Here is a 14,554-nt window from a genome sequence, read left to right as displayed (position 1 = left end):
ATTTAAAAATTTTATCTTTTCAGTTAGATTTTGAATTGTAATTATTAAACATTAATTATTAAATGTTAAATATTAATTGATTTACCGAGGGGGTTGATTATGTCAAAGTATGAGGATATATCGAAAGTGTTAGTGATTGGTTCTGGGCCAATTGTGATTGGGCAGGCTGCTGAGTTTGATTATTCAGGTAGTCAGGCTTGTCGAGCTTTAGCAGAAGAGGGGCTTGAAGTTGTCTTGATTAATAGTAATCCAGCGACGATTATGACCGACCAGGATATTGCAGATCGGGTTTATATAGAACCATTGACCTTGAATTTTGTTAAGAAGGTAATTGAGCAAGAGCAGCCTGATGGGATCTTACCGACTTTGGGAGGACAAACAGGATTGAACTTGGCAATGGAGTTGGCCCGGTCAGGCTTTTTAGAGGATAAAGAGATTAAGATGTTAGGAACATCATTAGAAACGATTGATCAGGCAGAGGATAGGGATCAATTTAAGAGATTGATGGAAGAGATAGATGAGCCAATTGCTCAAAGTGAGATAATTGAGAGTATAGAAGAAGCAGTTCAGTTTGCTGATCAGATTGGTTATCCATTAATCATTCGACCAGCCTTTACTATGGGTGGAGCTGGTGGTGGTATTGCTAACAATAAGCAGGATTTGCTTGATATAGTAGGTAGAGGTCTAAAAAATAGTCCGGTTAATCAAGTCTTATTAGAGCGGAGTATTGCTGGTTGGAAAGAGATTGAGTATGAAGTGTTGCGTGATAGTAATAATAACTGTATTATCGTCTGTAATATGGAGAACTTTGATCCAGTGGGGATTCATACTGGGGATAGTATTGTAGTGGCTCCAAGTCAGACCTTACGTGATAAGGAATATCAAATGTTACGTTCTGCTTCCTTAAAGATCATTCGAGCGTTAGGGATTGAGGGAGGTTGTAATATTCAGTTTGCTCTAAATCCTAATAGTATGGAATACTCAGTAATTGAGGTTAACCCACGTGTTAGTCGTTCTAGTGCTTTAGCTTCTAAGGCGACAGGATATCCAATTGCTCGGGTAGCAGCTAAGATAGCAATAGGCCTTCAACTTGATGAGATTAAAAACTCTGTTACTGATAAGACGACGGCCTGTTTTGAACCGGCCTTAGACTATGTAGTCAGTAAGATTCCACGTTGGCCGTTTGATAAGTTTTCTTTTGCAAACCGGGATTTAACGACTCAAATGAAGGCGACAGGAGAAGTGATGGCTATTGGTCGTAATTTTGAGGAGTCATTGTTGAAGGCGATTGATTCATTGGATGCAGATATTGATCTGACTTCAGCAGATTTCAGCCACTTATCAACAGCTGAATTGAAAGAAGCGATAGTAAATCCAACTGATGAGAGACTTTTTTTACTGATTGAGGCATTGAAAAGAGATGTTACAGTAGATGAGATAGTTGAATTGACAGGAATTGACCTATTTTTTATTCATAAGCTGGATAAGTTAATTGATTTAAAGGATAAAATAACTAAGCAAGGTCAATTGACTACTGAGTTACTAACTAAAGCTAAAGAAAAAGGAATGAGTGATGGTTATTTAGCTAAATTGATTGGAAGTATTGAGGAAGAAGTGGTTAAACAGCGAGAGGAGCTAGAGTTGGCCCCAGTTTATAAGACGGTTGATACTTGTGCAGCTGAATTTCCAGCACAGACTCCTTATTATTACTCCACTTATGAAGAGGAGAATGAAAGCCAGGCAACTGATGAAGAAAAGATTTTAGTTATAGGTTCAGGGCCAATTCGAATCGGTCAAGGAATAGAGTTTGACTATTGTAGTGTCCACTGTGTTGAGGCTTTAAAAGAGATAGGAGTAGAGTCGATTATTATTAACAATAACCCTGAGACGGTCAGTACCGATTCTGATACAGCAGATAAGTTGTACTTTGAGCCGATCAATTTAGAATATATCAATCATATCATTAATAATGAGAATCCAGCAGGGGTTATTTTGCAGTTTGGTGGCCAGACATCGATCAATCTAGCAGATGATTTGGTTAAGCAGGGAGTTAAAGTTTTAGGCACTAGTGTAGAGAATATGGATTTAGCTGAGGATCGGGATAAATTCTTACAGTTATTAGATAGATTAGAGATTCCATCTCCTGCTGGCGATACAGCAACTACTAAAAAGGAAGCAGTAGAGATTGCTAATAGGCTAGATTATCCAGTCTTGGTTCGTCCCTCTTATGTGTTAGGTGGTCAGGCGATGGAAGTAGTTTATAAGGAAGATGAATTGTTGAAGTATATGGATTTAGCCGTTCAGGTTTCACCTAAACATCCGATCTTGGTTGATAAGTATATTACTGGTAAAGAAGTTGAAGTTGATGCGATTGCTGATGGGGAAACAGTTGTAATTCCTGGAATTATGGAGCATATAGAGCGAGCAGGTATTCACTCAGGAGATAGTATGGCTGTCTATCCGACTCAGACCTTAGAAGATAAAGTTAAGCAACAGATTGAAGATTATTCAATTAAGGTAATCAAGGAACTAGGGATTAAAGGGTTAGTTAATATTCAATATGTAGTTGATCAAGGTGGAAAGCCTTATGTTTTAGAGGTTAATCCTCGGGCCAGCAGAACTGTACCGATCTTAAGTAAGGTAACAGGGGTACCAATGGTCAATCTAGCAACTAAGGTGATGTTAGAGCAAAAATTAATTGACTTAGGCTATCAGACAGGAGTAATTCCTGAATCTGATTATGTAACTGTTAAAGCACCGGTCTTTTCCTTTGAGAAATTGCCTGGTGTAGATATCTTCTTAGGGCCAGAGATGAAATCAACTGGTGAGGTAATGGGTACCGATCAAACTTATCCTAAAGCATTGTATAAGGCGATGCTAGCTGCTGGATTTGAAATTCCAGAGCAAGGCAAGGTCTTATTGTCGATTAGTGATAGGGATAAAGAGCAGGTAGTTGAGATTGCTAAGCGGTTATTGGAATTAGATTTTAAGTTGGTAGGAACCACTAATACAGCTCAGTATTTACAACAAGAAGGAATAGAAATTGAAGCAGTGGTTAAAGAAGCTAAGACAGATCTGGATATATTCGACTTGATTATAGAAGGTGAAATTGATTTAGTAATCAATACTCCAACAAGAGGTAAATTACCGAATAGATTTGGGTTTAAGTTGCGTCAAAAGACTGTTAGCTATAATATTCCTTGCTTAACTTCATTAAGTACTGTCAGGGCATTATTACAGATTTTAGGACAGGATATTGAAGAAGTTGAGATGTTTAGTCTAGATCAATATAATAAAATATCTAATAAAAGATAAAGGAAAATATCTATTATTGTTAAAAGTTTACAAAAAAATATATTTAATATGAAGGATTATTTTCTTCTTATGTGTAAATATATATAGATAAGAAAAAGAAAGGATATGATGATTTAACCCCAAAAGGGTAGAGGTATTAACTTATAAGGGAGATTAAAATGGATATTAATGGGGGTTTAACGAGAAGTGAAGAGATCACGAATGCTATTTTGCATGGGGTTGGTTTGGGATTAGCGATTGCTGCCTTGGTTGTTTTAGTTGTATTGGCCAATGTTTATGGAGATATCTGGTATCAGGCTAGTTTTGCTATTTATGGTACTACATTAGTAATTCTTTATTTATCATCGACTCTGTATCACAGCTTTTCTGAAGGTAAAGTAAAGGATATCTTTCAAATTTTTGATCATGCAGCTATTTATTTATTGATTGCAGGAACCTATACTCCAATTACTTTAATTCCGCTGAGAGGTTTTTTAGGTTGGTTGATTTTTGGAATAGTATGGGGTATAGCTGTGGTGGGAATTATCTTTAAAGTTTTTTGGGTTAAAAGATTTATGATATTTTCAACAGTATTATATTTGATTATGGGTTGGTTGATCATAGTTGCTATTAGACCATTAGTGCAAGCAATAAATAGAACCAGTTTGATTTTTTTGGTTACAGGAGGAGTATTATATACTATGGGTACAATATTTTATGTGTGGAGAAATCTCAAATACCACCATGCTATCTGGCATCTTTTTGTTTTAGCAGGAAGTATATGTCATTTTGTCACTATATTATATTTACTCTTATAATAAAGGGCTGTTGGTTATTTACCAACAGCCAAAATCTTTTACTGGAGAGGTTGATCTTGATGTGGATTGTCAAATGAAGGAGAAGTGGGGTTAGGATCAGCAAAATATCTACCAGGAGTAGATAGATCAAAGTATAATTTTGAATCTTCAGTAACTCCAAAGTCATGATTAGAGGATCTCTCTTCATTTTGAACCTTATTTAAGGCTTCTCTAAATAAAGCATTGTGTGCTTCTTCACGGTTTAATAAAAAATCAATTGTTTCTCGAACTCCTTCATCATCAATTTGGCGATAAAGATATTCATAGACCACTTTAGCTCTCTGTTCAGCAGCAATATTAGAGAGGATATCAGCAGCAATATCCCCAGTAACATTAATGAAGTTGCCAGTGAAAGGAGAACCAGAAGCGTTAGCTAGCATAGGTGATAGACCACCCAACACTTGAGATTGAATTTGGCCTACAGTATCATCAGTATTGGCTACATCATGTCCATTTAATAGATTGATAGTAGTAGCTACCATTTCAGCATGACTAAATTCTTCGGCAGCAATATCTAAGAATAGATCTTTAATCTCTGGATCTTGAATTCTAAAACTTTGGCTAAAATATTGGAGGCCAGCTTTTAATTCACCGTTGGCCCCGCCTAATTGTTCTTGTAACATAGTAGCATAGTTAGGGTTTGGTTGGTCTACTTTAACTTCATGTAATAATTCTTTATTATGCTTAAACATCTCTTCAGCTCCTTTTTAACTTCTATTATTTATTATTTGTAACTAGCTTAGGCATAATACTGAAAACAATTAACTGTTATAGGATAAAAAATACATAATTAGCCTTTTTTATGTTTAATTATTTAAAACTTTAGACTTTAGTTGAAAATTAAGATGAATTCTGATATGATTTAACTAGAAAATAAAATAGTGGAAAGACCAATAGGGGCGCTCTAGGTGGGCTGAGAAAGAGGTAAGACTCTAGTCTCTTAAACCTGATCTGGATAATACCAGCGTAGGGAATTGGTGCTTGGTTTAGAATACATAAATTAGAGCACATCCTATCTGGATGTGTTTTTTTGTTGGAATTAGTGATTATTAATTTGTAACTATTAATTGGTACCTAGATTTAAAAGGAGGAGCTGAGATGAAGCAGGTATTGACGATTGCAGGTTCTGATTCAGGAGGGGGAGCAGGAATTCAGGCTGACTTAAAGACGATGACTAATTGGGGGGTTTATGGTGCTTGTGTAATTACAGCTGTGACTGCTCAAAACACCTTGGGAGTACAAGGGGTTGAAGAGATTAGTGGTCAGTTTGTTAAAGAGCAGTTAGATTCTGTTTGTAGTGATTTAAATTTTAAAGCATTAAAAACAGGAATGTTAGCTAATGCTGAGATTATTACAGCAGTAGTTAGTAAGATAAAGGAATATAACTTACCTAATCTAGTGGTTGATCCAGTAATGGTAGCTACTAGTGGTGATTTATTGTTGGCTGAAGAAGCTGTAGAGGTTTTACGTGATCAATTAATTCCACTAGCCAAAGTAATTACTCCTAATTTAAATGAAGCTAAGGTGTTATTAGGAGAAGAGTTGGATAGTGGGTTGGAGTTAGAGCAATTAGCTAAAAGATTACATCAATTGGGTTCTGACTATGTATTGGTTAAAGGGGGGCATCAGAAAGGAGAGATGGCTAGAGATTTATTGTATAATGGTCAAGAGTTTATTGATTTTACAGTAGCTAGGGTTGATACTAGCGATACCCATGGGACTGGCTGTACTTTATCTGCAGCGATTGCTAGTAATTTAGGGTTAGGTTATTCGGTTGTAGAGGCTGTTGAGAGGAGTAAAGAGTTTGTAACGAAAGCAATAAAAGAAGGTTGTCCAGTTGGAGCAGGTAATAATCCTGTTAACCACCTAGTTAAAGTATAAGTTGACAGTTGATAATTGATAGTTGAAGATCAAAATCTTAAAAGGTTAAGATCTTTGAAAAAATCTATATCTTTATGCTAGATTGTGTTAGATTGGTTTTGACTTTAGGCTTCTAATTAGGTTTTAGGAAAATTTTGTCTGAGCTAAGTATAGATTTTGCAATTTAGAGGAAATTGTAAATTATAAAAGAGGAGTGAATAAAAAAATGACACAAGTAACAGAAGCAAAAAATGGAGTGATTACTCCAGCAATGAAGAGGGTAGCTGAAAAAGAAGGGGTAGATCCAGAAGTAATCAGGACAGGGTTGGCAGATGGAACCATTGTAATTCCAGCTAATAAGAATCATGAAAATTTAGATCCTAATGGTTTTGGAGAGGGATTAACGACAAAGGTTAATGCTAACTTTGGAACATCAGAGGATTATCCTGAGATTGAAAAGGAATTAAAGAAGTTAGAAGTAGCTGTAAGAGCAGGGGCAGATGCAGTAATGGATCTATCAACAGGTGAGAAGATTTCTGAGACAAGAGAGGCAATTTTAGCTGCAGCTGAAGTTCCTTTAGGAACGGTACCGATCTATCAGGCTACTGTAGAAACTTTACAAGCAGAGCAGGCAATTGTTGATATGACAGTTGAAGATATTTTTACAGTGGTTGAAGAGCATGCTGAAGATGGAGTCGATTTTATCACAGTTCACTGTGGTTTGACATTAGAGACGATTCGCCACTTGAGAGATGAGGGAAGAATTACAGATATAGTCAGTCGAGGCGGTTCATTTATGACAGGCTGGATGCTACATAATAATCAAGAAAATCCTTTATATGAGTACTATGATCGATTGTTAGAGATCTGTTATGAGTATGATGTGACATTAAGCTTGGGTGATGGCTTACGTCCAGGATCATTAGCAGATGCTACTGATAGGGCTCAAATTCATGAATTGCTAATCTTAGGGGAGTTAGTAGATAGAGCTAGGGAGGCTGATGTTCAAGTAATGGTTGAAGGGCCAGGTCATGTACCATATGATCAGATTGAAACCAATATTAAACTCCAAAAAGAGTTATGTAAGGGAGCACCTTTTTATGTTTTAGGGCCAATCGTAACTGATATTGCACTAGGTTATGATCATATTACAGCAGCAATCGGTGGAACAGCAGCAGCTAGTGCTGGGGCTGATTTTTTATGCTATGTAACTCCAGCAGAACATATTGGCTTACCTAGTGTTGAAGATGTTAAAGATGGTGTCGTTGCTACTAAGATAGCTGCTCATGCTGGGGATATAGCTAAAGGAATAGCTCAAGCTAAGCAGAGAGATTTGGAAATGGCTAAAGCAAGAAAGAAGCTTGACTGGGATAGGCAGATTGAATTATCTATTGACCCTGAAAAGGCTAGACAAGAAAGAACAGATCATAATCAGATCTTAAAAGATGAGGATGCTTGTACGATGTGTGGTTCTTATTGTGCTATGAAGGTTGTTGATGAAGCACTATAAAAGCATTGAATAATGAATAATGAATAATGAAAAGACCTTAAAAATAATTAGTTAGAGATAAAAATTAAAATCAACTTTTTATGTTTTAAAGCTTTGAATTTTAACTATTAATTATTAAATGTTAGTTATTAAATGCTTTACCGGAGGGGTGTTGCTTGATGAAGATAACTGTTAATGGAAAAGAAGAGGAAATAAAAGCAGGGTTGAGCATAGTTGATTACTTAGAGAATAAAGATTTAGAAGTTGGTAGGGTTGTAGTAGAGTATAATGGCCAAGTTATTAAGCAGGATAAATGGGAGCAGATTGAACTAGCAGAAGATGATAAATTAGAGATACTTAACTTTGTAGGAGGAGGAGAATAATCATGGCTGATCGATTAGTTATTGGAGATAAAGAACTTGATAGTAGATTATTTACTGGGACAGGTAAGTTTTCTAATCAAAATTTAATTCCTGAAACTATTAAAGCTGCCCGTTCACAGGTAGTAACGATGGCTTTACGGAGGGTTGATTTTGATTCGCCACAGCATAATGTTATTAATTATATTCCTGAAAACTGTGTATTACTACCTAATACTTCGGGAGCAAGAACAGCTGAAGAAGCAGTTAGAATTGCTAGGATAGCTAAAGCAGCCGGTTGTGGTAATTGGGTCAAAATTGAGGTTATTTCAGATAATAAATATCTACTTCCTGACAATCAAGAAACAATTAAAGCAACAGAGATCTTGGCTAAGGAAGGATTTGTAGTCTTACCTTATGTTAGTCCTGATTTGATGGTAGCTAAGCGATTAGAAGAGGCAGGAGCAGCAGCAGTAATGCCGTTAGGTGCACCGATCGGTTCTAATCGTGGTTTGAAGACGAAAGAGTTGGTTAGGATCTTGATTGAGGAGATAGAGTTACCGATAGTAGTTGATGCTGGGATTGGGAAGCCATCTCAGGCAGCAGAAGCAATGGAAATGGGAGCTGATGCAGTCTTAGTCAATACGGCAATAGCTACTGCTAAAGATCCTGTTGTAATGGGAGATGCGTTCGCGGCTGCTGTAGAAGCAGGAAGAAAGGCTTATCTTGCTGGTACAGGGGCTGTTAAGAAGTATGCTTCTGCATCATCACCACTGACTGGATTTTTAAAGGAAGATCAAGAATGAGTTTTTACCAAGAATATAATCAATTAAATCAACTAGATTTTAATTCTTTTTTTGAAGAAGTAAATACAGCAGATGTAGAGCGAGTATTGGGTAAAGAACGATTGACTAAGGAAGACTTTTTAACCTTGTTATCTCCTGCAGCCAGCAATTATTTAGAGGAGATGGCTCAAAAGGCTTCACAATTGACTTTGCAGCATTTTGGACGGACGATGCTTCTATATTTACCATTATATTTAGCAGATTATTGTGTTAATCAATGTCTGTATTGTGGCTTTAGTGTCAATAATAAATTTAAAAGAAGCAAGCTTGATTTAGCAGAGATAGAAGAAGAAGCTAAGATAATTGCTGAGAAGGGGATTAAACATTTATTGCTCTTAACTGGTGAATCTCGTAAGCATAGTCCAGTCTCTTATTTGAAGGAGTCGGTACTTTTACTTAAAGAGCATTTTCCTTGTTTGAGTATTGAAGTCTATCCATTAGAGGTGGCTGAGTACAAAGAATTAATTGCAGCGGGAGTAGAAGGGTTGACTATTTATCAAGAGGTTTATGACCAAGAAATTTATGAAGAAGTTCATCCTCAAGGGCCAAAGAGTGATTATCTTTATCGTTTAGACGCTCCTGAGAGAGGTTGCCAAGCAGGGATGAGACAGGTTAATATCGGAGCATTATTAGGGCTTGGACAGTGGAGAAAAGAGGCATTTTTTGCAGGGTTACATGCTAAGTATCTACAAGATAATTACTTAGAAACAGAGGTCAATCTTTCTGTGCCTCGTTTGAGACCCCATTTAGGAAGTTTTCAACCTAATTCTATTGTTGGGGATAGTCAGTTGGTTCAAATTTTATTAGCCTATCGATTATTTTTACCTCGAGCAGGCCTTAATCTTTCTACTAGGGAGCGAGCAGAGTTGAGGAATAATTTATTGCCGTTAGGAATTACTAAGATTTCTGCTGAGTCATCTACTGAAGTAGGAGGTTATGCGGAGTCACAGGAAGGAACGAATCAATTTGATATTTCTGATGATCGTGATGTAGATGAGATTACTAAGTTGCTTGGTAATAAAGGTTATCAAACTGTATTTAAGAATTGGCATCGAATTTAGAATCGGTTGAGGAGGAAAAATATGAGCAAGAAAGTATTGGATACTGATATTTATTGTCTTACAGGAGAAAAATTTTCTAAAGGACGGAGTAATATAGAGGTTGTTAAAGAGATGATTGCTGCTGGAGTTGAGGTTATTCAGTATCGTGAGAAAGAAAAGGATATGCTTGATAAATATCAAGAAGCAAAAAAGTTACGCCAGTTGACTAAAGAGGCAGGGGTAACATTTATTATTAATGATGACATTGATTTAGCTTTGGTTGTAAATGCTGATGGGGTTCATATTGGACAAGATGATTTGCCAGTAGATGTAGTTAGAGATTTAATCGGTGAGGATAAGATAATCGGGTTATCGACCCATTCACCACAGCAAGCTAGAGAAGCAGTGGTTGAGGGTGTTGACTATATTGGTGTTGGCCCGATCTTTGCCACTGATACTAAAGAGGATGTCTGTGCCCCAGTGGGTTTAGAGTATTTAGAGTATGTAGTCGATAATATAGATCTTCCTTTTGTAGCAATAGGCGGGATTAAAGAGGATAATGTGGAGTTGGTAGTAGAAAAGGGAGCTAGCTGTGTAGCAATGATTACTGAAATCGTTGAGGCAGAGGATATTCACAAGAAGATAAAAAAAATTAGGCAAAAGATGAAGTAATGCTTTATTACAATATTGTGGCACTTTCAAAAAAACAGGGAACCACGAATGAACGCAAATTAACACTAATTTAAAATAATAATTTGTTAAAAATCTAGATATTACTGCGAAATGTCCTTAATGATTAAATTTTAGATTGCAGGGTTTTGATTTTATTGGAAGAATTATGTGACTGAGATAAGGGTAGATAATTTTATAGATTGATCTTAATGTTTTAAGTAAGAGAGACTTGATTTTAATAGTTGCACAAATTCAAATTCTTCTTGATTTTTTGGCTACTTTTTTATCAAGAAAAAAGGTAGCACGGAAGAAAGTTTGATTTTTAATTTCTTTGTAAACATGGTTTTGAGTGTGATTTTTATAAAGGAAAAGTGACACAATATATCAATAAAAAGTAAGTCAGTTAGGAAATTATACATTAACTGAATATAGATAACTTAAATATCAAGAAAAGAGTAGGTCTTCCCTACTCTTTTCTTGTTTTAGGAATTTATCGATTTAAGTAGCTGGCAGTTTTTCTCCACCCCAGCTGGTGATTAAGTAAGATACGGTAATTCCAAAGATAATATTACCAATAAAGATAGTAATATTTGTTGGAATATCAAAGGGGATTATAGTAGCTGCTCCTAAAGTGTACAAAAATCCATAAATTATTACAAACATAAAGAAATTAGAAATAGCTAAACCTTTTAACCACCAAAAATCCTTTCCGCTGGATCTGAGTAAATAAACTGTTATTACTCCCAAGATTATCGACATAATAGCCCATAACAGGCCGCCGAAAATTAATCCGAGCGGTCTTTGTGTCAATGGTTCATATAAATAAATACTGCTTGAAATTTGAAAAGCATAATGTTTTGAGTAATTTAACTGAACAGAAATAAAATCGAAGATTACTTGAGGTATCATAGCTACTAGGCCGGCTAATGCTCCTAAAGCAAATTCATCATTAATTGTCATTTCAAATCCCTACTTTCGTTATTAGTTCAGTTATATAATTCCTTTGTTTTGATAATTTATTCAGGTGGAGCAAGAGAGGTCAAAGAGATGAATGTATAATAAAGAATATATTTAAGAAGGGAAGGTGATACTTATGAAAAAAGTAATTATAAATGCGGATGACTTTGGGTTACATAGTAGTTGTAATCAAGGGATTATTAAAGCATTGACAGAAGGGGTAGTTAGCAGTACAACATTGATGATTAATCTGCTAGGAGCTGAGGAGGCTATAAAGCTAGCCCAACAGAAAGGGATTAGGCAGATGGGCCTTCATTTGAATTTGACCTATGGTCGACCTATTTCTCTTGCGAAGGAGATTCCTTCTTTAGTTACGGAAGAAGGAGAGTTTTATAATCAATTAGCTGAGTTATTGGAGAATGAGAAGGTTGAAGAAGTAAAGTGTGAATTGAGAAGGCAGATTGAGAAGTTTCTAGAAACTGATCTTGAGTTGACCCATTTAGATAGCCACCATCATATTCATTTAAATCCAGGATTTAAGGAGGTAGTGGCAGAGTTGGCCCGAGAGTATGAGTTGCCTGTTAGACATCCTAATAAGGAGGTTAAGGAATATTTTAAGCAGGTAGGGGTGGTAACGACTGATTGTTTTTTTGGTGATTTTTATGGGGCTGGTGCAACGTTGAAGAATCTAAAGCAACAGATTGAAAGTTTTTCAGCAGGAACGATAGAGATTATGTGCCATCCTGGTTTAGCTGATGATAAGTTAAAAGAAACAAGTAGCTATAATGATTCTCGGGTTAGAGAGTTAAAGATATTGACAAGTAATGAGCTTACAGAGTGGTTTAAGAATAAAGGAGTTGAGATAATCAGTTTTGCAGAGCTTGGGAGTTAATGTGGCTCTAGATTTAATTTAGCTGATAGCTAGAAAATGATAGTAGCTATCAGCTAGTTTGAATTTAAAAGTTGGTTTTAAGTCCAAGAAAGATTCCACCTGAATTATTACCTAACTGTTCTTGAAACTCACCATTCACTTCTTCTATCTCTTCTAAATTATCTGGTGAGTTTAGATAGTTAATAAAATTATACCCAATCTGTCCACTTAGATTTTCAGCTAATTTGAACCTTCCACCGACTCTACCTGAATACTTTCTAATTTTTTGGTTACTAGTAGTAGTTTCATCTTCAGTTACTAACTCTCCTCGCAGTGATGAATAAGGAGCATAGTTTAGTTGTCCAAACAAAGAAAGCTCTTCATCTAGCTCTACCTCACCTGTTACTGCTAGGATTGGCCCGGTTTCTTTTGTCGTCAGATCTAACTCTGGAAAATAATCGGTTGAGAGTTTTGTTGAATTATAATTATAGCCAATTCCTAACTGTGAAGTTAAAATATCGGTAGTAATAACCTTCTTTTTAAGAATTAGATTTGCCTTATCCAATTTTAAGCTAAGGTTATAGGGATTAATTCTACTGTACGCATAATCTCCAGCTAATGATAGATTATCTGTCAATTCAATTTCAGTACTAAATCTTTGATAAGAGGTATCTAATTCCATAAATTCAACTGAAAATGAATTATTAGCCAATGCTAAAAATTGAAAATTTACTATGATCATTAAGGTCAAGATTGCTATGAATAACTGCTTCATTTAATTTCTCCTTTCTTTTTTACAAAATAGCTTTAAGTTTAAGTCAATCGTTAAAAACATAAGGGCATTTAGTTTTTACTTAAACTTAAGTTATATATCAATTAAGAGTTTAGATACCTGTGTATTTAAAATTCCAAATTAAAAACTAAAAACCTTTTGTTAGTTTTTAGTTGTAGAGGTTAAAAACGATAATCCTGAGTAAACAACTAAAAAATATCAGAAAACACTTGACAATGAGAACGGTTTTCATTATAATTATAAATATCAGTTAGTTGAGATTGGTTTTCAATAACAGTAATAAATCTAGGAGGAAAAGAAATGTTTAGGAAAAAAGGTTTAATAGTTTTAGCATTAGTTTTAGTTACACTTTTAACAGTAGTTTCTGGTTGCTCTAGCGAAAGCGAGACAGAAGAATTAACGGTTTATTCTGGAAGATCTGAAAACTTGATTGGCCCAGTTTTTGAAAACTTTAGCGAAGAGACAGGAATTGATGTAAATGTACGTTATGGAGATACAGCAGAATTGGCTGCTACTATTTTAGAAGAAGGTGAAAATAGTCCTGCTGATATCTATTTTGCTCAAGACGCTGGTGCATTAGGAGCAGTGGCTAGAGAAGGTATGTTACAAGATTTACCTGAAGAGTACTTAGAACAAGTTGATTCTAGATTAAGAGATCCAAATGGTCAATGGATGGGTATATCTGGTCGAGCTAGAGTTGTAGCTTATAATCCTAATTATGTTGATGAGGATGAATTACCTGATACTATCTGGGGCTTTACAGAGCCTGAATGGGAAGGACGTATTGGTTGGGCTCCAACAAATGGATCTTTCCAAGCTTTTGTGACTGCATTACGTGTTACTGAAGGTGAAGAGCGAGCAGAAGAGTGGTTACGCGGAATCCAAGCTAATAATCCACGTACATATCATAATAATACAAGCACTGTAGAAGGGGTTAGTAGAGGAGAAGCAAATATTGGTTTTGTAAACCATTATTACTTATTCAGATTTTTAGCTGAAGAGGGTGAAGACTTCCCGGTTAGACATTTATATACTACAAATGATGCTGGTTCTATGATTAATATAGCTGGTATGGGAGCTTTGAATGGAACAGATAGTGAACTTGTTGAGCAATTTGTAGAATTCTTGTTAACAACAGAGACTCAGTACCACTTTATGCAAGGAAATAATGAATATCCAGTTATTGAAGGTATGGGTGTAACTAACCACTTATTAAAGCCTTTAGAAGAGATTGATGCTCCTGATATGGATTTAGGTGATATTGAAGATTTACAAGGAACTTTAGAATTATTATCAAAGGTAGGAGCATTATAAGATAGTTTAAGTATTAAGCTAAAAAATTAATTGAAGCAGAGAAAGTCAGTTTGAACTGACTTTTTCTGCTTTTATAGATTGGCTTGACAATGATAATTATTTTCAATACAATAAAAGATAAGTTTTTGTAAATAAAAGTCGAAATTAATATGTATAAGTTGGAGGGGAATAAATGGGTAATCAAAAATGTTTAACTAATACTG

Annotated in this window: 13 protein-coding genes and 1 riboswitch; of the genes, 10 read left to right on the top strand and 3 right to left on the bottom strand. The window is 35.5% G+C overall.

Annotated features, from left to right (window positions below; all coding sequences use genetic code 11):
• The first annotated feature begins 99 nt into the window (after window positions 1-99).
• Window positions 100-3,315, top strand: coding sequence for a carbamoyl-phosphate synthase large subunit (carB, locus tag ACKF5P_RS06805; RefSeq protein WP_408954464.1), 3,216 nt, complete (start codon window positions 100-102; stop codon window positions 3,313-3,315).
• A gap of 158 nt (window positions 3,316-3,473) precedes the next feature.
• Complete coding sequence (locus ACKF5P_RS06800; protein ID WP_408954463.1) at window positions 3,474-4,112, top strand: hemolysin III family protein; 639 nt, start codon at window positions 3,474-3,476, stop codon at window positions 4,110-4,112.
• A 38-nt stretch (window positions 4,113-4,150) separates the two neighbouring features.
• On the opposite strand, the gene ACKF5P_RS06795 is transcribed toward ACKF5P_RS06800, so the two are convergent.
• Window positions 4,151-4,843: a manganese catalase family protein gene (locus ACKF5P_RS06795; protein ID WP_408954462.1), complete on the bottom strand. Its 693-nt coding sequence runs from the start codon at window positions 4,841-4,843 to the stop codon at window positions 4,151-4,153.
• Window positions 4,844-5,036: 193 nt separating this feature from the next.
• Window positions 5,037-5,141, top strand: a riboswitch (TPP riboswitch).
• A gap of 108 nt (window positions 5,142-5,249) precedes the next feature.
• Between ACKF5P_RS06795 and thiD the strand changes: the two genes are divergently transcribed.
• From thiD to thiE, 6 genes are all read left to right on the top strand, one after another.
• Window positions 5,250-6,032, top strand: a complete 783-nt coding sequence (thiD, locus tag ACKF5P_RS06790) for a bifunctional hydroxymethylpyrimidine kinase/phosphomethylpyrimidine kinase (protein WP_408954461.1) — start codon at window positions 5,250-5,252, stop codon at window positions 6,030-6,032.
• 205 nt (window positions 6,033-6,237) lie between these two features.
• A complete protein-coding gene (thiC, locus tag ACKF5P_RS06785) occupies window positions 6,238-7,521 on the top strand; it encodes a phosphomethylpyrimidine synthase ThiC (RefSeq protein ID WP_408954460.1) in 1,284 nt (427 codons plus the stop codon).
• A 158-nt stretch (window positions 7,522-7,679) separates the two neighbouring features.
• The gene (thiS, locus tag ACKF5P_RS06780) at window positions 7,680-7,883 is read left to right on the top strand and encodes a sulfur carrier protein ThiS (RefSeq protein WP_408954459.1); all 204 of its coding nucleotides are present in this window, start codon (window positions 7,680-7,682) and stop codon (window positions 7,881-7,883) included.
• A gap of 2 nt (window positions 7,884-7,885) precedes the next feature.
• Entirely contained in the window at window positions 7,886-8,665 is a 780-nt protein-coding gene (locus ACKF5P_RS06775; RefSeq protein WP_408954458.1) for a thiazole synthase, read from the top strand.
• A complete protein-coding gene (thiH, locus tag ACKF5P_RS06770; RefSeq protein WP_408954457.1) occupies window positions 8,662-9,765 on the top strand; it encodes a 2-iminoacetate synthase ThiH in 1,104 nt (367 codons plus the stop codon). The genes ACKF5P_RS06775 and thiH overlap by 4 nt, the downstream gene beginning before the upstream one ends.
• Before the next feature lie 21 nt (window positions 9,766-9,786).
• On the top strand, window positions 9,787-10,416 hold the full coding sequence (gene thiE / locus ACKF5P_RS06765) for a thiamine phosphate synthase (protein ID WP_408954456.1): 630 nt from the start codon (window positions 9,787-9,789) through the stop codon (window positions 10,414-10,416).
• A gap of 498 nt (window positions 10,417-10,914) precedes the next feature.
• On the opposite strand, the gene ACKF5P_RS06760 is transcribed toward thiE, so the two are convergent.
• On the bottom strand, window positions 10,915-11,376 hold the full coding sequence (locus ACKF5P_RS06760) for a hypothetical protein (RefSeq protein WP_408954455.1): 462 nt from the start codon (window positions 11,374-11,376) through the stop codon (window positions 10,915-10,917).
• Window positions 11,377-11,509: 133 nt separating this feature from the next.
• Here ACKF5P_RS06760 and chbG point away from each other — a divergent pair, with 133 nt between their 5' ends.
• Window positions 11,510-12,265 (top strand): chitin disaccharide deacetylase, encoded by a 756-nt coding sequence (gene chbG, locus ACKF5P_RS06755; protein ID WP_408954454.1) that lies wholly within the window; start codon window positions 11,510-11,512, stop codon window positions 12,263-12,265.
• A gap of 64 nt (window positions 12,266-12,329) precedes the next feature.
• Here chbG and ACKF5P_RS06750 read toward each other — a convergent pair whose 3' ends face one another.
• Window positions 12,330-13,019 (bottom strand): hypothetical protein, encoded by a 690-nt coding sequence (locus ACKF5P_RS06750; protein ID WP_408954453.1) that lies wholly within the window; start codon window positions 13,017-13,019, stop codon window positions 12,330-12,332.
• 318 nt (window positions 13,020-13,337) lie between these two features.
• On the opposite strand from ACKF5P_RS06750, the gene ACKF5P_RS06745 reads away from it, so the two are divergent.
• A complete protein-coding gene (locus tag ACKF5P_RS06745; protein WP_408954452.1) occupies window positions 13,338-14,351 on the top strand; it encodes an iron ABC transporter substrate-binding protein in 1,014 nt (337 codons plus the stop codon).
• The last annotated feature ends 203 nt before the right edge of the window (window positions 14,352-14,554 follow it).

Origin of the sequence: Natroniella sp. ANB-PHB2, assembly GCF_046097105.1 — a bacterium.
GTDB lineage: Bacteria > Bacillota > Halanaerobiia > Halobacteroidales > Halobacteroidaceae > Natroniella.
This window is presented reverse-complemented; position numbering and strand designations above follow the sequence as displayed.